The sequence below is a fragment of the Nocardia sp. NPDC050710 genome, from assembly GCF_040654375.1.
Classification (GTDB): Bacteria; Actinomycetota; Actinomycetes; order Mycobacteriales; family Mycobacteriaceae; genus Nocardia.
This window is the reverse complement of record NZ_JBFAHV010000017.1, coordinates 118,597-137,613: the sequence shown is the minus strand read 5'-3', so window position 1 is coordinate 137,613 and position 19,017 is coordinate 118,597. Positions and strand designations below refer to the sequence as shown.

General features: G+C 66.4%; 20 protein-coding genes and 1 pseudogene. 9 read left to right on the top strand and 12 right to left on the bottom strand.

Features of this window, described 5'->3' with window-relative positions; genetic code table 11:
• Position 1: 1 nt before the first annotated feature.
• The 4 genes from AB0H61_RS25780 to AB0H61_RS25765 are packed head-to-tail and all read right to left on the bottom strand — an operon-like array spanning position 2 to position 2,792.
• Complete coding sequence (locus tag AB0H61_RS25780) at positions 2 to 553, bottom strand: nuclear transport factor 2 family protein (RefSeq protein WP_357309124.1); 552 nt, start codon at positions 551 to 553, stop codon at positions 2 to 4.
• A complete protein-coding gene (locus AB0H61_RS25775) occupies positions 553 to 768 on the bottom strand; it encodes a ferredoxin (protein ID WP_357309121.1) in 216 nt (71 codons plus the stop codon). Before AB0H61_RS25775 ends, AB0H61_RS25780 begins: the two co-directional genes overlap by 1 nt.
• Positions 765 to 1,586 (bottom strand): SDR family oxidoreductase, encoded by an 822-nt coding sequence (locus tag AB0H61_RS25770; protein ID WP_357309119.1) that lies wholly within the window; start codon positions 1,584 to 1,586, stop codon positions 765 to 767. The genes AB0H61_RS25775 and AB0H61_RS25770 overlap by 4 nt, the downstream gene beginning before the upstream one ends.
• A complete protein-coding gene (locus tag AB0H61_RS25765) occupies positions 1,587 to 2,792 on the bottom strand; it encodes a cytochrome P450 (RefSeq protein WP_357309116.1) in 1,206 nt (401 codons plus the stop codon).
• A gap of 302 nt (positions 2,793 to 3,094) precedes the next feature.
• Between AB0H61_RS25765 and AB0H61_RS25760 the strand changes: the two genes are divergently transcribed.
• From AB0H61_RS25760 to AB0H61_RS25730, 7 genes are all read left to right on the top strand, one after another.
• Positions 3,095 to 4,564: an aldehyde dehydrogenase gene (locus tag AB0H61_RS25760; protein ID WP_357309113.1), complete on the top strand. Its 1,470-nt coding sequence runs from the start codon at positions 3,095 to 3,097 to the stop codon at positions 4,562 to 4,564.
• A gap of 22 nt (positions 4,565 to 4,586) precedes the next feature.
• A complete protein-coding gene (locus tag AB0H61_RS25755; RefSeq protein WP_357309110.1) occupies positions 4,587 to 5,336 on the top strand; it encodes an SDR family oxidoreductase in 750 nt (249 codons plus the stop codon).
• The gene (locus tag AB0H61_RS25750) at positions 5,333 to 6,223 is read left to right on the top strand and encodes an NAD(P)-dependent oxidoreductase (RefSeq protein WP_357309107.1); all 891 of its coding nucleotides are present in this window, start codon (positions 5,333 to 5,335) and stop codon (positions 6,221 to 6,223) included. Before AB0H61_RS25755 ends, AB0H61_RS25750 begins: the two co-directional genes overlap by 4 nt.
• Entirely contained in the window at positions 6,220 to 6,630 is a 411-nt protein-coding gene (locus tag AB0H61_RS25745; protein WP_357309104.1) for a carboxymuconolactone decarboxylase family protein, read from the top strand. The genes AB0H61_RS25750 and AB0H61_RS25745 overlap by 4 nt, the downstream gene beginning before the upstream one ends.
• A gap of 12 nt (positions 6,631 to 6,642) precedes the next feature.
• Positions 6,643 to 8,109 (top strand): FAD-dependent oxidoreductase, encoded by a 1,467-nt coding sequence (locus tag AB0H61_RS25740; RefSeq protein ID WP_357309101.1) that lies wholly within the window; start codon positions 6,643 to 6,645, stop codon positions 8,107 to 8,109.
• Between the two features lie 20 nt (positions 8,110 to 8,129).
• Entirely contained in the window at positions 8,130 to 8,708 is a 579-nt protein-coding gene (locus AB0H61_RS25735) for a TetR family transcriptional regulator (RefSeq protein ID WP_357309098.1), read from the top strand.
• Between the two features lie 103 nt (positions 8,709 to 8,811).
• The gene (locus tag AB0H61_RS25730) at positions 8,812 to 10,395 is read left to right on the top strand and encodes a GMC family oxidoreductase N-terminal domain-containing protein (protein ID WP_357309095.1); all 1,584 of its coding nucleotides are present in this window, start codon (positions 8,812 to 8,814) and stop codon (positions 10,393 to 10,395) included.
• 29 nt (positions 10,396 to 10,424) lie between these two features.
• Here AB0H61_RS25730 and AB0H61_RS25725 read toward each other — a convergent pair whose 3' ends face one another.
• Positions 10,425 to 10,772 carry a DoxX family protein gene (locus AB0H61_RS25725; RefSeq protein WP_357309092.1) on the bottom strand — a complete coding sequence of 116 codons (348 nt, stop codon included), beginning with the start codon at positions 10,770 to 10,772 and terminating at the stop codon, positions 10,425 to 10,427.
• A 137-nt stretch (positions 10,773 to 10,909) separates the two neighbouring features.
• Between AB0H61_RS25725 and AB0H61_RS25720 the strand changes: the two genes are divergently transcribed.
• Positions 10,910 to 11,800, top strand: a complete 891-nt coding sequence (locus tag AB0H61_RS25720) for a sigma-70 family RNA polymerase sigma factor (RefSeq protein WP_357309089.1) — start codon at positions 10,910 to 10,912, stop codon at positions 11,798 to 11,800.
• Between the two features lie 34 nt (positions 11,801 to 11,834).
• Here AB0H61_RS25720 and AB0H61_RS25715 read toward each other — a convergent pair whose 3' ends face one another.
• Both AB0H61_RS25715 and AB0H61_RS25710 read right to left on the bottom strand, forming a co-directional pair.
• Positions 11,835 to 12,185, bottom strand: a complete 351-nt coding sequence (locus AB0H61_RS25715; RefSeq protein WP_357309086.1) for a DoxX family protein — start codon at positions 12,183 to 12,185, stop codon at positions 11,835 to 11,837.
• A 297-nt stretch (positions 12,186 to 12,482) separates the two neighbouring features.
• Positions 12,483 to 12,602 (bottom strand): excalibur calcium-binding domain-containing protein, encoded by a 120-nt coding sequence (locus AB0H61_RS25710; protein WP_357309083.1) that lies wholly within the window; start codon positions 12,600 to 12,602, stop codon positions 12,483 to 12,485.
• 555 nt (positions 12,603 to 13,157) lie between these two features.
• Here AB0H61_RS25710 and AB0H61_RS25705 point away from each other — a divergent pair.
• Positions 13,158 to 13,907 carry an RDD family protein gene (locus tag AB0H61_RS25705; RefSeq protein ID WP_357309081.1) on the top strand — a complete coding sequence of 250 codons (750 nt, stop codon included), beginning with the start codon at positions 13,158 to 13,160 and terminating at the stop codon, positions 13,905 to 13,907.
• A 114-nt stretch (positions 13,908 to 14,021) separates the two neighbouring features.
• Here AB0H61_RS25705 and AB0H61_RS25700 read toward each other — a convergent pair.
• From AB0H61_RS25700 to AB0H61_RS25680, 5 genes and pseudogenes are all read right to left on the bottom strand, one after another.
• Positions 14,022 to 14,150: pseudogene (locus tag AB0H61_RS25700) on the bottom strand (hypothetical protein); the annotation flags it as partial.
• A gap of 185 nt (positions 14,151 to 14,335) precedes the next feature.
• On the bottom strand, positions 14,336 to 16,516 hold the full coding sequence (locus AB0H61_RS25695; protein ID WP_357309078.1) for a CHAT domain-containing protein: 2,181 nt from the start codon (positions 16,514 to 16,516) through the stop codon (positions 14,336 to 14,338).
• Complete coding sequence (locus tag AB0H61_RS25690) at positions 16,517 to 16,861, bottom strand: hypothetical protein (RefSeq protein ID WP_357309075.1); 345 nt, start codon at positions 16,859 to 16,861, stop codon at positions 16,517 to 16,519.
• 231 nt (positions 16,862 to 17,092) lie between these two features.
• Positions 17,093 to 18,304 carry an MFS transporter gene (locus tag AB0H61_RS25685; RefSeq protein ID WP_357309072.1) on the bottom strand — a complete coding sequence of 404 codons (1,212 nt, stop codon included), beginning with the start codon at positions 18,302 to 18,304 and terminating at the stop codon, positions 17,093 to 17,095.
• A gap of 203 nt (positions 18,305 to 18,507) precedes the next feature.
• Positions 18,508 to 18,984, bottom strand: a complete 477-nt coding sequence (locus AB0H61_RS25680; protein ID WP_357309069.1) for an HAD-IIIC family phosphatase — start codon at positions 18,982 to 18,984, stop codon at positions 18,508 to 18,510.
• Positions 18,985 to 19,017: the final 33 nt, after the last annotated feature.

Genomic DNA, 19,017 nt, shown 5'->3' with positions numbered 1-19,017 from the left:
CTCACCACAGGCCCGCCGGGGCTTCGCCGACCCGGTACCACCCGGGCAGCGGCTGTCCGGAAACCGAACGCTGGATCCGCTGCTGCATGCCCGCCGACAGCGCCTTGTTCGTGATCATCTCCACGAACATGGCCGAAACATTGCCGAAGTCGAAAAAGTCACGCTGCCAGGACCATTGGTAGTCGCCGCCGTAGCGAAACCAGCTGCCGCCGATACCCTCGGGCGAATAGTTCCGCCCATCCGGACGCTTCGCGTCACTGATCTGTTTCCAGAAGCCGATGACGCTGCCGCTGCGCTCATCGATGACGAACTCCTGGTACGGATAGGTCCAGCCGTCCAGGCCCTGCATCTCCTGGCCGAGTGCCAGCTCCCGGATCTCATCCCGGCCGACGGCCATGAATTCCTGGGCGGGGCCGTAGTTCCAGCCGTAGGTCGCGTCCACGGTGTACATCTGCGCCAGCGGCCGCCAGTCGCCCTTCTCCTCGCAGCGCTCGTTCTCCACCACCCAGCGCCGGACCATCTCGTCCAATTCGGCGCGTTCGAATCCGGTCATCACCGGGCTCCTTCCGTACGGTCCTCGGTCACGATCGACAGCGCCTGGGTCGGGCAATACCGGACGGCGCGTTCGATATCGGCGCGCATGCCCGAATCCGGTGCGGGGTCGATGATTTCGACCTTGCCGCGTTTGGGCACCGTGAATACATCCGGCGCTTCGTCCTGGCAGACGGCGTGTCCCTGACACAGATCGAGATCGGCGTGAATCCTCACCGGCTGTTCCTCCCTTCCTGGTTCGGGCCGGGCGCTTGTTCCTTCGGCCGCAGAGGCGCCTCCGGCTGCACCTCGACGAGCACCAGGTGCGCACCGCGCGGCGCGCTCACCACGGCGATTACCGCGGCCGCCAGATCGGTGGCACGCAGCATGTACGGGTGCCGGGCGAACCCCCAGTCCTTCCAGTCCTGCAACATCGGCCCGACCACCTCGGGGGTGGAGTTCATACCCATTCCGGTGAGCGTCGGTCCCGGCCGGACCAGCGAGGCGCGCACACCGGTGCCCTCCAGCTCCATCCGCAGTTGCTGGGCCATCGCCTCCAGCCCGGCCTTGGCGGCACTGTAGGCGCCGGTACGCGGGCGCGGTTCGGGGGCGCAGTCGGAGCTGATCAGCACGAAGTCGCCGCGCTGCCGATCGATCATGCCGGGCAGTACCCGGTGCGCGAGCCGGTGCGCACCCGCCAGGTGCACCCCGATCTGGTCCAGGAAACGCGCCGGATCCATCTCGTGCACCAGCCCGAACTCGATATCGCCCGCGCCGGAGACGAGGATCTCGACGGGCCCGAGTTCCTTTTCGGCCGCGGTCACGAAATCGTCGACCGCGGCGGTCTCGGTGACGTCGAGCGGATACGCGAAAGCCGTCCCGCCATCGGCGCGGATCTCCGCCGCCAATTCCTCGCATCTATCGATCCGGCGGGCGCCCAGCGCGACCGGATGACCGAGTTCGGCCAGCGCCACCGCGGTGGCGGCGCCGATACCCGAGGACGCGCCGGCCACCACAGCGGTCCTGCGCTCGGGATGGGGTTCGAAACGTGGCATTTACCGTGCCTCCACGACGATGGGAAGTTTCGCGAAACCGCGGACATTGGTGGAGTGCACCCGTTCGATGCCCGCGTCCTCGACCCGGTAGCGGCGCACCCGCGCGGCGAATTCGCGCAGTGCGATATGCGATTCCAGGCGGGCCAGATGCGCACCGAGACAGAAGTGCACGCCCGCCCCGAAACTGGCGAGCGCCGCCTTGTCGGGTCGGCCGATGCGATAGCTGTCGCCGTCGGCGAATGCCTCCGGATCGCGGTTGGCCGAGCCGATCAGCAGCAGCACCTTCGCGCCCGCCGGAATGGTGCCGTACGGATAGTCGATGTCGACGGTCGCGGTGCGCGCGATGATCTGGCTGGAGGTGTCGTATCGCAGCGTCTCCTCCACCCAGTCCGGGACCAGCGCGTCATCCGCCACCACCCCGGCGTACTCCTCCGGATACCGCCCTCCCCAGAACAGCGCGTTGCCGAGGAGTTTGGTGGTCGTCTCATTCCCCGCGACCACCATCAGGAACAGGAATCCGATGATCTCCTCATCGGAGAGGGTGTCGCCATCGATTTCGGCGTCCAGCAACGCGGACGTCAGATCGTCGGCCGGCTTTTTGCGCCGCTCGGCGACCAGTTCGGTGTAGTAGGTGATGAGTTTGATGGAGGCGTGCGCGGCCGCCATCGGGACATCGAGCACCCCGTCCTCGCGATGCACCACCAGATCGGCCAGTCTGCGGATCTCGGCGCGATCCGGCTCGGGCACCCCCATCAGCTCCGAGATCACGTCCATCGGCAGTTTGCCCGCCACCTCGTCGATCCAGTCGAAGCGGCCGCGCGCGAGGGCCGGTTCCAGATAGGACAGCGTGAGTTCCCTGATGCGGTCCGACATTTCGGCCACCCGCTTGGGGGTGAAGCCCTTGTAGACGAGCCTGCGCATGCGCAGGTGCCGTGGATCGTCCATGGCGAGGAAGGACATCACGCGATGCGCGTGCGGACCCCAGGCCGCCGGATCCAGCGAAACCCCGTTGGCGCTGGAGAGCCGCCGGTGGTCGCGGAATCCGGCCGTCACGTCGGCATGCCGGGACAGCGCCCAGAAATCCAGGTCCGCGTTGTAGTAGAGCGGCGCCTCGGTGCGCAGCCGCTGATAGGTGGGGTACGGATCGTCGTGGAATCGGTAGTCGTACGGATCGAAAGTCAGCGGCTCCAATGACGCGGCGGTCATCGCGCACATCCGAAAATCGAGAACGCGTTCATATCGCATGAGCGATGCGCCGAGCCATGGAGAGACACGTAGCTGGACATGTGTCTGGACGGTACCAGTGCCCGCGGTCGCATACAACGATTCGACAGGATTTGCCCGAATATTCGAGGTGATCGGCGGGAACGGGCGGAAACCGTCAACCACGTCGCGTCAGCAGCGTCCCGATCGAGGTCCGGATTGGCAATCTGAAACATGTTCTTGCGCCATATCGCGCCCCGAGCCTATATTTCCGTACACGTGTCCAGACAGCATAGGAGTCCAGCATGAGTAGCCTCCTGCCCGCCGACGGGGCGCGCCTGCTGATCGGCGGCAAGCTGGTCGAAGGCGGCAGCGGCGTCTTCGCGACGGTGAATCCGGCGACCGAGGAGGTACTCGGCCAGGCCGCCGACGCCGACGCCGCCGACCTCGACGCCGCCGTCGCCGCCGCGCGCACCGCCTTCGACGAGACCGACTGGTCGCGCGATCACGACTTCCGCGCGCACTGCCTGCGCCAGCTGCGGGCCGCGCTGCAATCGGAGGCCGACGAGCTGCGCGCGATCACCGTCGCCGAGGCGGGCGCACCGCTGATGCTCACCCGCGGACCGCAACTCGACGGCCCGGTCGACGATCTGGGCTACTGCGCCGACCTCGCCGAAACCTACCGCTGGGAAACCGATCTCGGCACCGCGACGCCCATGGGCATCAAGAGCACACGGGTGCTGCGCCGGGAGGCCGTCGGCGTAATCGGCGCGATCACCCCGTGGAACTTCCCGCATCAGATCAACTTCGCCAAGCTCGGTCCCGCGCTCGCGGCCGGAAATACCGTGGTGCTCAAGCCCGCCCCGGACACCCCGTGGTGCGCGGCCGCTGTCGGCGCGATCATCGCCGAACGCACCGACATCCCGGCGGGCGTGGTGAATATCGTCACCTCCGCCGACCACGCCCTCGGCGGTCGCCTCACCGAGGACCCCCGGGTCGATATGGTCAGCTTCACCGGATCCACGGCCACGGGGCGCGCCGTCATGACCGGTGCCGCAACGACACTCAAGAAGGCCTTTCTCGAACTGGGCGGCAAATCCGCGTTCATCGTGCTCGACGATGCGAATATCGCGGCGGCATGCGGGGTCGCGGCGTTCTCGGTCTGCGTACACGCCGGTCAGGGCTGCGCCATCACCACCCGGCTGCTAGTCCCCCGCGCCCGCTACGAGGAGGCGGTACAGGCGGCCGCCGCGACGTTGGGTGGAATCCGGCCGGGCGACCCGGCCGCGCCTGGCACGATCTGCGGGCCGCTGATCTCCGAGCGCCAACGGGCCAGGGTCGAGCGGTATCTGGACATCGCCCGCGCCGACGGCGGCCGGATCGTGGTCGGCGGCGGCAGGCCCGCGGGGGTCGATCGCGGCTACTTCATCGAGCCGACGCTCATCGCCGATCTCGGCAACGAGTCGACCGTGGCGCGCGAGGAAATCTTCGGCCCGGTCCTGGTCGTCATCCCCTACGACGGCGATGACGACGCGATCCGCATCGCCAACGATTCGCCGTATGGACTGTCGGGTGCGGTGTGGGGCACCGACCCGGAACGGATCCGCCGCGTCACCGACCGCGTCCGCACCGGCACGCTCGCCGTCAACGGCGGCGTCTGGTACTCCGCCGACGTGCCGTTCGGCGGCTATAAGCAGTCCGGCATCGGCCGGGAAATGGGTGTCGCCGGGTTCGAGGAATACCTGGAGACCAAGGTCATCGCGACCGCCGGCTAGACCATCGCAGAGGAGCATATCCATGGCCCGTTTCACGGGAAGATCCGCTATCGTCACCGGCGCGGCACAGGGCATCGGCGCGGTATACGCGCAGGCGCTCGCCGCCGAGGGCGCGAAAGTCGTTGTCGCCGACCTGAATACCGAACGCGGGCAGGCCGTCGCGGAGAAGATCGCCGCGGACGGCGGCACCGCGGTCTTCGCGCGGGTCGACGTCGCCGATCCGGAATCGGCCACGGCGCTGGCCGAATTCACCGTCGCGGAGTTCGGTGGGATCGACCACCTGGTCAACAATGCCGCCATCTACGGCGATATGAAACTCAACCTGCTGCTCACCGTGCCGTGGGACTACTACAAGACCTTCATGTCGGTGAATATGGACGGCGCGCTGAATATGACGCGCGCGGTCTGGCCGCATATGCGCAAGGCGGGCGGGTCGATCGTCAACCAATCCTCCACCGCCGCATGGACCTACTCGAGCTTCTACGGCCTGGCCAAGGTCGGCGTCAACGGACTGACCCAGCAGCTCGCCTTCGAACTCGGTGGCTCCGGGATCCGCATCAACGCCATCGCACCCGGCCCCATCGACACCGAGGCCACCAAGGCCGTCACCCCCGAAGTGATTGTCGAGGATATGGTGAAACGGCTGCCGCTCAAGCGGATGGGCACGCCGGAGGATCTGGTCGGCGCCTGCCTGTATCTGCTCTCCGACGAGGCCAGTTGGGTCACCGGTCAGATCTTCAATGTCGATGGCGGGCAGGTGTTCCGGTCATGACCGACCGGGTCGGATTCATCGGCTTGGGCAGCATGGGCGCACCCATGGCCAAGCGACTTCTGGACCGGCCGGGCGGGCTGAACGTCTACGACATCCGGCCCGAAGTGGTCCGCGAGTACACCGAAGCCGGTGCCACGGAGGCGGTTTCGCCCGCTACCGCGGCCGAGCAGGCCGGGGTCGTCTGTATCGCCGTGGTCGACGACGCCCAGGTCCGCGCGGTGATCGCAGGGCACGAGGGGATCCTGCGCACCGCAGCGCCCGGCACCGTGATCGCGGTGCACTCCACCATCTCCGACACCACCGCCGAACAGCTAGCGGCCGAATGCGCCACGCACGATGTCGAATTCGTCGACGCCCCGGTCAGCGGCGGCGCACCGGGTGCGAATCAGGGCCGCCTCGCGGTCATGGTCGGGGGCAGCGATGCCGCGTTCGAGCGGGTCAGGGAACCGTTCGGCGCCTTCGCCGATCTCATTGTGCACGCGGGGCCGGTCGGTGCGGGCACCCGAATGAAGCTCGCGCGCAACCTCCTTCATTTCGTCGCCTTCACCGCCGCGACCGAGGCGCAACGCCTCGCCGAGACCGCAGGGCTGGATATCACCACCCTCGGCAAGGTGGTACGTCATTCCGATGCGGTGACCGGCGGACCCGGCGCCATCATGTTGCGCGACCGCACCGCCCCCATCGAGGACCACGACTTCTGGCTGCCGATCCTCGGCCACGTCCGCGACCTCGGTGAGAAGGACCTCACCCTCGCCCTCGAACTCGGTGCCCGCCTCGATATTCCGCTTCCCCTCACCGAACTCGCGCTGCACGGGCTCGGATCAGGTCTGGGTGTCGGGCCCGGTCTGATCGCCACCGGAAAGCAGTCGGAAAGGCCATCGTCATGAATGACTCCAACGGTTCCGCCGACTCGGTTCGCCAACGCGGTCTGGCCAAGATGGCGGAGGTGTACGGCACCGAGTTCGCGGAATACCCGGGCGACCACTTCGCCGTCACCGCCGATCATCTCTTCGCCAATATCTGGTCCCGGCCCGGGCTCAGCATTCGCGACCGGCGGCTATTGCTGCTCGGCGCCCTCACCGCGCAAGGGCTGATGGACACCGCCGGCATCCAGATCGGCGCCGCGCTGCGCAACGGGGAGTTGACCGAGGAGCAACTGCACGAGATCGCGCTGTTCCTCTGTCACTACGTGGGTTGGCCGAACGGCACCAAACTCGACCTGCTGGTGGGAACCATTGTGCGCCAGCAGAAGAAAGCCGCCCGCGAGCGGCGGACCGACTCCACCGAGAAGTAAGGAATCCCAAAGATGGCCGATACCACCCTTCGTCCACTGCCCGCCGCCGAGGTCGCCGCCTGGACCCACACCGCCGACGTCGTCATCGCCGGGTACGGCATCGCGGGTGTCTGCGCCGCCATCGAGGCGGCCCGCGCGGGCGCGAGCGTGCTCATCCTCGAGCGCACCGGCGGCTGGGGCGGTGCGGCCGCGATGGCGGGCGGCTTCATCTATCTGGGCGGCGGAACGCCATTGCAGCAGGCGCTCGGCTTCGAGGACACACCGGAGAATATGGAGAAGTTCCTGCTGGCGGCCATCGGGGCGGGCGCGGACACCGAGAAGATCGCCGATTACTGCCGCGGCAGTGTCGAGCACTACCACTGGCTGGTCGCCAATGGAGTGCCGTTCCGGGAGGCGTTCTGGGGCGAGCCGGGCTGGGAGCCGCCGCATGACGAGGGCCTGATGTACTCCGGCGGCGAAAACTCCGCACCGTTCAACACGATCGCGAAACCCGCACCGCGCGGGCATGTTCCGCAGATGGCCGATAAGAAGATCGGTCAGCGCAGCGGCGGCTACATGCTGATGAAGCCGCTGGCCGAGACCGCCGAATCACTGGGGGTGCGCGCCGAATACGACACGCGGATCCGCCGCCTGATCGTCGACGAGTCCGGCCGGGTGGTCGGCGTGCTGGCGACCCGGTTCGGCGCCGAGATCGCCATTCGCGCCGAGCGCGGCGTCGTGCTGGCCACCGGCAGTTTCGCCTATCAGCAGCAGATGATCGAGGGGTACGCGCCACGGCTCATCGGCCGTCCGGCCGCCGCCATCGAGGAACACGACGGCATCGGCATTCGCCTGGCGCAGGCGCTGGGTGCGGATCTGGCGCATATGGACGCGACCGAGGTCGCGTTCTTCGGGGATCCGCAGCTGCTCGCCCGCGGCATCCTCGTCAATGGACGCGGCCAGCGTTATGTGCCGGAGGACACCTACGGCGGGCGGATCGGCCAACTGACGCTGATGCAGCAGGACAACCAGGCCTATCTGATCCTGGACGAGTCCGCCTACGAGGAGGCGCTCGCCACTGAGACCTCGACCCCGTTCTTCCGGCAGCCGCCGAAGTGGGCGGCCGAGACGGTGGCCGAATTGGAGTCCGATATGGGCCTGCCCACCCTGGCCCTGCAATCCACGGTCGAGTGCTACAACCTGCACGCCGCCGAGGGGCTGGATCCGTTGCTCGGCAAGAAATCCGAATGGGTGCGCCCGCTGCGCGGTTCGCTGGCCGCATTCGATATGCGTGGATTCACCGCGGGTTTCACCCTCGGCGGATTGCGCACCGATCGGGACTCGCGGGTCCTGCACGTTTCGGGTGAACCCATCCCGGGACTGTTCGCCGCGGGCCGGTGCACCTCGGGCATCGCCACCGGCGGCTATGTCAGCGGCGCGTCGCTCGGCGACGGCAGCTTCTACGGACGCCGCGCGGGCATTGCGGCCGCCAAGAGTTGACCATAGTAGGATCCAGACACATGTCCGAAGCCGAGTCCATCACGCTCGAGGCAACACGCCGCCGCCTCACCGGCAAGCAGGCCGACACCGTCGACAAGCTCACCCGGTCGGCGGTGGAAGTGCTGGCCCGCGAAGGTTTTGCGGGGATGACGATCCGGCTGGTCGCGGCCGCCGCCGGGGTCGGCACGGCGACGGCCTACACCTATTTCTCCTCCAAGGAACATCTGGTCGCCGAGATCTTCTGGCGCAGGCTCATGTCCGCGCCCTCGCCCGCCAGCGAGGACCCGGACCCCACCGTTCGGGTCGTGGCCGAACTGCGCAATATCGCCATGCTCGTCGCCGATGAGCAGGAGCTCTCCGGCGCGGTCACCAGCGCCCTGCTCGGTCGCGACCCCGACGTCGAACATCTGCGCACCCGCATCGGCACCGAGATCCGCAAACGCATCATCCGCGCCCTCGGTCCCGACGCGGATCCGGACGTCGTGGAATCGTTGGAGCTGCTCTACGCGGGTGCGCTGGTCCGCGCCGGAATGGGTTACGGCTCGTACTCCGAAATCGCCGACCGCATCGAGAAATCGGCACTGTTGATCTTGCGGTAGATCGCCGGTCGACGGGAATCTTGTCCCGCATCGACGCAAACCGAACCCGGAGCCGCCGGTTGCTCGTATGTTTCTCGGTAGGCGTGGCAGATCGGAGTGCGACATGCAGACCAGCGAAGTATCCGCGGACTATGTAATCGTCGGCGCAGGTTCCGCAGGAGCCGTGCTGGCCGATCGGCTCAGCGCCGATCCGGCCGTCCGGGTTGTCCTCGTGGAAGCCGGGCCGCCCGATAAGAACAAGTTCGCACATATTCCGGCGGCGTTCTCGAAACTGTTCCGCTCCGAACTGGATTGGGACTATCTGACCGAACCGCAGCCGCAGTTGCGAAATCGGCAGATCTATTGGCCACGAGGCAAGACGTTCGGCGGATCCTCGTCGATGAACGCGATGATGTGGGTGCGCGGATTCCGCGCCGACTACGAGGAATGGGCGCTGCTCGCGGGCGAGGACTGGGGATTCGCCGCCGCCATCGACAAGTTCCGGCGGATCGAGAATGTGGAGGATGCACAGTACCCCGATGAGGGCGCCGCGGGGCCACTGCACGTGTCACGACAGCGCAGCCCGCGGGCTTCCACCGAGGCGTACCTGGCCGCGGTGCAGGAGACCGGATATGCGGTGGAACCCCCGAATCGGCCGCAGCCCGACGGGTTCAGTCGAACGATGGTCACCCAGCGCGGTGGCAGGCGGTGGAGTACGGCCGACGCATATCTGAAGCCCGCGCTGCGCCGACGCAATCTGAGCGTGCTGCCCGAGGCGCTCGCCACCCGTGTGCTGTTCGAGGGCACGCGCGCCGTCGGCGTCGAATATCGCCGGGGCGGTGAGATGGCGACGGTGACCGCGCGGCGCGAAGTGGTGCTGTGCGGTGGTGCGATCAACAGCCCCCAACTGCTGATGCTTTCGGGCATCGGTGATGCCCACGATTTGGAGCGCCACGGCATCCAGCCGGTGTATCACGCACCCGAGGTCGGTTCGAACCTCCAGGATCATCTGGTCGCGGGCATCGGTTACGGTGTCGCCGCCGACTCCCTGTTCGATGCCGAAAAGCCCCGGCAGCTCCTCGATTACCTGATCCGGCACCGCGGCATGCTCACCTCCAATGTCGGCGAGGCCTACGGATTCGTGCGCAGCACACCCGAACTCGAGCTGCCCGACCTGGAGCTGATCTACGCCCCCGCGCCCTTCTATTACGAGGGCCTGCGGGAACCGACCGAACACGGGGTGATCCTGGCCAGCGTGCTGTTACGTCCGCACAGTCGCGGCCGGATCAGCCTGGCGAGTGCCGATCCGGCCGCGAAGCCGGTGATCGACCCACGCTACCTCTCCGACAGCGCGGGCGCCGATCGCGCCGCCCTGCTGTCCGGCCTGCGCATCTGCGCCCAGTTCGCCGCCGCACCCGCGCTGAAGGCGGTGCTCGGGCCGCTCATCTACCCGCCGCAGGCGCCCGCGGAACTCGAAGCCACCCTCGAACTCGCCCTCGACGGCTACGCGCATACCCTCTACCACCCCGTCGGCACCTGCCGGATGGGCACCGACCCCGCCAGCGTGGTCACGCCGCGGCTGGAAGTCCGTGGCGTGCAAGGTCTTCGGGTCGCGGACGCGTCGGTGATGCCGCTGCTGATTCGCGGCCACACCCACGCCCCCAGCGTCTTCATCGGCGAGCAGGCCGCCGATTTCCTGCTCGCCTGATTTCCCGCTCGCCCGACCGAGACCGATCCTCAGGCGAACGCGAAGAGCGCGAGCGAGCCCGCGGCGAGCGCGAGATACGGCAGCGGGTAGACGACGTCGCGGTACTGCCGGGCTCGCAGGATGACGGCTACGGCCAGGACGTAGTACAGCACCAGGCAGATCGCCGTGGTCAGACCGAGCGGCGGAATGAAGAGGCCGGCGAGCAGTCCGAGGGCCCCCGCGGTCTTGATGACGCCCAACGGCGCCAGCGTCCAGTGGGCAAGCCCGTAGACCGACATGGTGTCACGGACCCGCTGCGCCTTCGCCACATCGAAGTAGACGGTGAAGGCGGTGCCGAGTGCGGCGAGGACGGTGATGACGACATAGGCGATGGACATGGTTCGGACCCTCCGATGAGTCGAGTGCTGGCGGTCTGCGATCGTGGTGGGCGCGTTCGGCGCCGCACCGCGGTCGCACGGGACGCTGTGTGCGCCCCGTCGACCAGATGACGGATGCCGAATGGGAAAGGTGACCGGTGCACGAGCAGGAATTGCTGGCACGGCGGTTCGAGACCGAACGCGGCCGTCTGCACGCCGTCGCCTATCGCATGCTCGGCTCGGCGAGCGAGGCCGATGATGCCGTGCAGGAGGCGTGGCTGCGGCTCGCGCCGATCGACACCGGATCGATCGAGAACCTGACGGCTTGGCTCACCACCGTGGTGTCCCGGATCTGCCTGGATATGCTGCGCGCGCGAGCGGCACGCCGCGAAGATCCCCTGGAACGGCTCGGCGAGCTCGGGGACGCGGCCTTCGACCGCGATCCGGAACATGAAGCGGTACTGGTGGATTCGGTCGGGCGGGCGCTGCTCGTGGTGCTGGACACGCTCGGGCCCGATGAGCGCGTCGCCTTCGTACTGCACGATATGTTCGCGGTGCCGTTCGACCAGATCGCGCCCGTCGTCGGCCGCAGCCCGGCCACAACCAAGAAATTGGCCAGCCGGGCCAGGGTGCGCGCCCGCGGCGCGGGCACTGCGCCGAGTACCGAGCTCATCGGTCAGCGTCACGTCGTCGATGCGTTCCTGACGGCGGCGCGCGACGGTGATCTCGAGACACTGCTCGCCGTCCTGGCGCCCGACGTGGTGCGCATCGCCGATCCCGCCGCGCTGCCCGCGGGCATGGCTGCCGTGATCCGCGGTGCGCAGGCGGTGGCCGGGGAGACCGTGCTGCTGCGCCGCCGGTCGAAGGTCGCCGCGCTCGCAGTGGTCGACGGCGCGGTCGGCATTGTCGTCGCACCGCGCGGGCGGCTGCTGCTGGCGTTGCGGGTCACCGTCGCGGGTGAACGGGTCGCCGCCTACGAGGTGATCGCCGACCCGGCACGGTTGCGGGAGCTCGATATCGCGGTGCTGCCGGAGGGCTCGGCGGCCTGATCCGAGCCACCACGCCGAGGGGCGGCTCCGTTCGCTAGGCGGTCACCACCCGCAACACCAAGGCGGCCACGGCCAGTCCCAGGAAGACGGTCGGCGCCGGCAGGTTCTTCCAGTCCCCGGCCTTCACGTGGAAGCCGATACCGCCGAGGAAGTACAGAATCAGGCCGACCGCGGCCGCAATCCCCAACGGCGCCCACCACAGCCCGATGAGAATTCCCGCGGCACCGGCCAGCAGCAGGGCCGCCAGCCGATTGAGCCAGCTGTCGGGCACGCCGAGATCGGCGTAGACCTGCACCATCGGTTGCCTGCGGGTGATCTTGACGGTGGCTGACATAGTTAGCATCGCGGCGAGAAGCACAGAAACGATGACGGTTGCGACGAACATAGTGCGTCTCCTCGACGGTCGCCCCCGGTGACTGGTTCCAATGTAGGACGGGCGGGCCACATGCGGAATACCTCGCGGGGAATCCGTCGAGCGCACAACCTCGCCCGGCGAAATCGACTGGTACGCAGCGCGGTATCGGAGGACCCCGGCCACCACGTGGAACAGCAGGAACCCAGCCGCCAGCACCTCGACCTACGACGCGGCCCTGGTCCGCCGGGCACCCCGGTGAAAATTTCTGATTGTCACCGATCCGGCGCAGCCGAAACGGACGGTGAGCACACCCGACGGCCCTGCTCGCTACTTCTCGCAGGCCACACCATCTCCATCGCTGTCCAGACCCGCACGGTAACCGGGGTCTCCCCGGCGCAGTGGTGCAGCACCCGCTGCCCTGGCTTCCTTACATGACTTGTAGTACACGTTGGCGTGGGTCGTTGCCGGAGCGACAGGTGGCGCGGCCACCGAGGGTTGAGGCCGCGCCGTGAACGGCGTCGCCGACGGCGGAACCGGAGTCGGCGTCGAAGTCGGCGTGTTCGCCGAAATGACCGTGGTCAGCGACGGCGCGGCGGTAGTCGTCTGAGTGGGCGGTGTCGCGGTACTGGTGGCGCGCGCAGGCTGTTTTGTATCGTTTGCGCCGCATCCGCCGAGCAGCAATACCGCGAGAATGCCTGTTACTGCGGCGAGTTGTGATCTTGACATCATCCCCTGCTTGATCGTTGTGGCGCGACCTGGCGGCCATCCCGGGACCGCGGCTCTCCCTATAAGAGTCGTCACGCGAACCAAATCCTGCCCGAAATATCTGGCGTCGTGTTAGATTTCGGCACGATATGGTCTTCGTCGTCGGCTGGCCGGACCGTAGTTCGGTGAGACCGACACCGTGAATACATTCTCGACCTACCAGGGTGCGACGGCGGGCGGTGATGGGATATCCAAGGCGTGTGATCCCCCAGGTACTCACGACCGCCGTAAGCGGCAATGAACATAATCGCCGTCGCCCTGACGCAGACCCGAAACTCACTTCAGCGGCGTAACGCCCAACCCCCGACAGGCGATGACAGCACAACATTAAAAGTCCCACTGCCAAAGCGCATTTCAGCATTCGGCACATTGCTCGAGGACATGCGAGGTCAGATGCACTACGAAGCCGCTCCCTTCTTCCGCCGTCTCGCGGCCAGACTCCTCGACTTGGCGTTCTGTCTCGTACTGACCTTCATCGTCGCGATCCCGGTGTCCATCCTCTGGATCCCGTTCGGAATGGTCACCGAGGGGACGAATGAGGACGTCGTCTACGGGATCGGCGCGGCGGTGTGCTATTTCATCGCCTACGTCGGCCTGGAGGTTTTTCTATTGATCCGGCGTGACGGACAGACACCTGGCAAGGGATTGCTCGGCCTCCGTGTTGTACCCGCCGAGGAAGCGACGGCACCGCGGCTCAGCTTGGTACCCGCCGTCACCCGGATGCTCATCATCTTCATGCCGTTCGTGTTCCTGTCGCTCTCCGGCGGATTTCCAGAGTCGGGAATTCTCAACGCACTCGCGATGGTCGGTCTGCTGTCGTTCGTGGTAAGCCTGGCCCTCGCTGCCATCCCCGCAGCCCGCCGACGGGCGTTGCACGATCTGGCCGCTGGCAGTCGGGTGGTCCGCGCCGCCAAGCGGAAGATCGATTTGAAGAGTGACCTTCCGATGGTGTTGCCGGGCAAACTGGATATGACGAAGCGCTACTGAAGCACACCCTGATCCAGCGACAGGGACGGCTACGCCAATACGACAGAGATGGACAAGGCGCTGCGCGATCGCGCGCCACGTGAAGAATGTGCCGGGGCGACCGGCAACCAAACTTCACGGGCCTTCGCCGAACTCACCAGTGGCGTCATGCATTTGTTGGACTATGAGCGCCTCCGCTGCCACTCGGGCGTGTGCCCAGGGGGCAAGATCATTGAGGGCGGTGAACAGCGCGGCGGCGGCCTCCTGCCAATGCTGGTACGGCGACTCGCCGAGGCAGCTGCGCGTGGCGCCGACGATGAAAGGCATTGCCTCCCAGCCGTTATAGCGCCCGCTTACGTGCCAATGCACCACCGAGGGACCGGATCCCAGGCCGGGCAACCATGAGGTAGCCAGCCAATCGAATGTTGCACCGGAGTGAAGACGCGGTCCTACCAGCGCCCGAACAGGCACATACCCGCGGCGGGCTTTCGAGCATTCGGAGGTTGGGCCGAGAACGCACGTCGGAATGCTATTGGTAGCGAAGCGCCTTGGGCGTGTGCTTCATAGACGGCAGCGAGATGCGCTCCCGAACTCCGATCATCGAGATCCCAGAGTCCGCCCACTACTAGGGATGCGCCAGCGAGGATGCATGCCAAAGACGCGACGACCGAGTGCGAAGCTTCGGGCGATCGAGCCGACCAGCAGCAGCCGAGACTGACGGTATTCGGCAGAGGCAGCGTCAGAAACTCTGCGAGAGGGAGTTTTTCAGTTCCGAGATCAATCTCGAACTCGAAACCTTCGGAACGAGTTCCGTGAGCACTGATAACGAGCAAATCGTAGGTACCCGACCGCAGAGCCGTACCGAGGTCTGCGAAGTTGCGAGCCTGGCGAAAGCTGATGCGGCCGTCATCATTCAAGCGGCGTAGTGCCTCGATTTCGCATTGCGAACCGTTCAGGTTCTCGTTGAACAGGCCGATGATCCTAGGATGTGGAGCGGCAGTGATCGGAGTCAGTCGCATGACCGAGGCGACCGAGGGAGCGACACAGAACTGGGAAACGAATTCGGGAAGAAGCCTTGGCCAACACAGTTCCCATGAAGGCTGATCAGGAATGATGTAAACACCCGCGCCCACAGTTTCGGCTTCGAGATGTTGGAACAGCCGTTCCGACAGCCACGTCAACTGCTCGTCTTCGAGGTCCTCAGAAGACACACCGATCGCTGCGTCGATCAGATCGATCTGCTCCGAGGAAAGGGTGGTCTCGTCGACCTCGCACACTGTCGAGTTAGCCGCCAACGTGGTGACGTGTAGATAGCTTCCGTAGGGCTGGCTATCAGGATCGTCCACGATGTCGTGTGACAGGGTCACCCAGACTATCGACGCGGCCGGAAGGAAGGATTTCAGATCGGCGATGTCCAGTACTTCAGGATCGCGCTGCAGTGCGTCGACAGCTGCCAGATCAGTCAGTGCCCGAGTCGCCGTGGACAGGTTCGCGTAGCGGTGATCCAACGCGACCCCGAGACGGACATCTCCGGCGAAGTCCGCGGCCTGTGCCGCGATATTGGAGCCACGATGACTACGGTCCATCCGCCGGGCCACCGAACAATAGTCGACCAAAAGGCTGTCGACCGGCAGCATTGACTTAGCCATAGTCACATGGTCGTTTGCCAGTCTGAGCATACTGAGCCGAAACTCTTTCGGACTGTATAGCTGTCCCGAATGCAGCAATGCCATCTCGGATATCAATCGGCACGTGGCGGCCTGGTCAGGAGTGTTTGCACGCTCGACGAGACGGGCGTATAGCTGTGCGACGGCACGAAGGTCGCCAGCATCGGCTGCTCGAGCCGCCCGACCGGGTAATGTCCGGTCACCGGAGAAGGCCGAGCCGGGCGATGCGTCGTGGCTTTGCACCCACCGGGCCATACGCTCGACATGTCGAGCCGCGGGGTCGGAACGTTCGACACCCGCGAACTCTGAAAGGTACCGAGCGCGCAGCGGTCCATAGACGTCAGCGTCGCGCCTGGTCAACGGCATCTGACCGCGGTAGAAGTTGAACAGCGCGCGGTATCCCAAGCTGTGCGGACGGTCTTTGGCCGCGACGAGCACTCGCTTCAGCAGAGGGAAGATCCCGTTATCGTGAGCAGCAGCGGCAGCCGAGCGAAGCGCTTCGGACTGGCGTTCGCTTGTCGCCAGATTCTCGATCTGCACAAGGATCGCCTCTACGACCGCCGAAACAGCAGTGCTGTCCGCATGATGGATCCGGTTCGAGTCGAGAGCCTGGGATAAGCAGGCCAGATTCGCGTCGGAGATAGCTTGTCCCGAAGCGTGGAAATCCTGAGCAACGCCAGCAGCCAGATCCTCGTATCCGCGGATCGTGTAAAGCTGCTGAATCCGCGCGGCCACAGTGGCCGTGACCACCCCTGACAGGTGGCTGGCCGGTCCACCCTCGGCCGTCTCGATCAGGACATCACGCGCGTAGGCGATGTCCTGCTGGAATATCGGACTACGACTGAGTAGATCGAATAAACGCGCAGCAGAACGCAACTCGACCAGTACCGGTCCGCTGACCGCCTCTAGCGGTTCGGTCGCAAAGCCATGACCCGAACCACGCCGACGGAAGAGCCCAGCCACCTACGACTGATCCCCTGGTTCGAAGATAGTGTTTCGAAGTAATTCTGCGATTTCCTCGATATCGGTGTCCTCGGAGACCTTCAGTCTGAGCTGACCACGCGGCCCTGTCACCTCAACCGTGATCGGCCCGACGTCTCGTCCTCGCTTGAACAACGAATGGATCCTTCTCGCCACATCCGCCATCGTTTGCGGTGCTTGCAACAGCGCGAGAGTCGTTGTAGCGCCGGTCAAAACATCAGCCATGATCTGCCAACTACTGCGACGTGCCTCGACCCGCTCCACCCCCTCCAGATCGGCTATCGCCTCGGCCAGCTCCTGCGGCACCGTCACACGAATTACAGCCATGCGCCCTCACTGCATCATGAATCTCAAACGCCCCGAACAGCTCAAGTATCGACACACAACGCGGAGGCACCACCAAATCGACAGACTCGCCACCATGACACGCCGGTCAGATCCAGGAACCCATCTCGGACCTCCGAACACGGACTCGAACCAGAAACCTGCCGGTATCGGAGGAATCCGCCCCCCACCTCGAACCGCGGGACACGCGATCCAGCCCATCGACGTCGCGACCTACGACGGGGCACCCGCCCGCCGGGCACCGAGGTGCAGATGTCTGCTCACCAGGATGAGCAGCGCCGCGAGCTGGATGCCCGCGGTGATGCTGACGACCGCGGTCAAGGATTCCGTGTACAGCACCGCCAGTAGCGCCGAGCCCGCGAAGGTCGCGACCCCAGCGCCCGCGGCGAAGATGCCGTAGGCGGTGCCGCGGCGGTGGATGGGGACGAGATCGGCGATGGTCGCGCGTAGCGTCGATTCCTGCACGCCGAGCACGGCGCCCCAGAGCAGGGCGCCGAGGATCGCGGCGATCGCGCTGTCCTGGAAGGCAAGTGGCGGAACAAGGGCACCGAGTACCGGCACCGCAAGCAGCACGCGGACCCCGATCCGATCGTAGAGCCAACCGGTGATCAGCGCGGCCACCGCGTCCACGACCATGGCGGCGGCGTACACCAGTGGGATGGCCGCGACCGGAACGACTTCGTGGGCCGCGAGATGGAAAGCAAGCAACCCGAAGCCCGAGAAACCCAGTGTGGTCGTGACGGCGAAGGCCAGATAACTCCAGAACATGCCGGGCAACGGAGTCGGTGAATCGGTTTCGATTGGCGCCGTTGCCGATTCGTAGCCGCTAGGGTTCGGCGCCCGTGACCGCAGGCGCAGGAGCAGCACCATGACCGCGATACCGGGCAGCGCCAGCGCCCAGAAGGCGAGACGGTAGTCGCCCGCCGACAGCACCAGGATGCCCGCCACGGCAAGCGGCCCGATCAGCGCTCCGACTTGGTCGAGCGCCTCGTGCACCGCGAAACCGCGCCCCCGCCCCACCGCCGCCGCGGCATGGGAGAGCAGTACATCCTTGGCGGGACCGCGGACCGCCTTACCCGCCCGCTCCGCGATCACCAGCGCACCGGCCGACCACAGTGCCGTCGCGAAGCCCAGCAGCGGAACCGCGGCCACCGTGAGCCCGTACCCGGAAATCGTCAGCGGCCAGTACGCCCGGGTCCGGTCCGCGAGCGGCCCACTGACCAAACGCCCGACCAGCGCGAATGCCTCGCCGGCCCCGGTGATCACGCCGACCAGCACCGCCCCCGCGCCGAGGGAGGCCAAGTACGGCCCCGTGATCGCCCTTGCCCCCTCGTAGACGACATCGGCGAGCAGACTGATCACACCGAAAGCGACCACGAACCGCCACGGCGTCAGCACCCCACGCCCAGGCTCGACCGCCGACACGCACAGAGAATAGCCGCGATCGCGGCTATCGGCCGGATGAATGCCGTGTTCCGGCCCACCCGAGGCGGTGCCGGCCGCTCACCCCAATGACGGTGTGAACCCGATCTTCTCGGTCGTGGCCGACCTCATCCCCGAGGGCCGCGCCGCCTCCGACGTAGCGGGCGCCTACCTCCGCGACGCCGCCGGGGTGCCCGCGCGCCCGGTCAGCGCGCGGAGACGCGCGCGAAACCCAAGGGGGGCGTAGGGTCCGGGCCGGTACACAGCACCGGTTTGAAATCCGGGAGCACGGTGAGCACATCGATATTGCGCGCGGCATAGCAGCGGACCTGCGGCAACGCCCGCGCCACCTCGGCGCGTTCGACGGGCTCGGAATCGACGAAGGCGATGGAGTCCAGGCTCAGCCCCAGAGTCCGCGCGATCCGCACGATCGCGGCCGACTTTCGGCCCCAACCGATCTCGATCGCGGAGAACATCTCGTAGACGCCGTGCCGGTACAACGCCTCCAGCGTCCGGTCCCGGTCACTGCGGCTGGCGACGGCGTGCCAGATGCCGCGGTCACTCAAGGACCGCAGCGTACGCAGCGCCTCCGGCTTCGGTGTGGTGCTGGTCGCGTCACACACGACACCGTCCCACAGAGTGTTGTCCAGTTCCCAGACAAGACATCTCAGAGCCGGTCGCATCGCCTGCCCCTATCGGTTCGTCATCACTGCCTC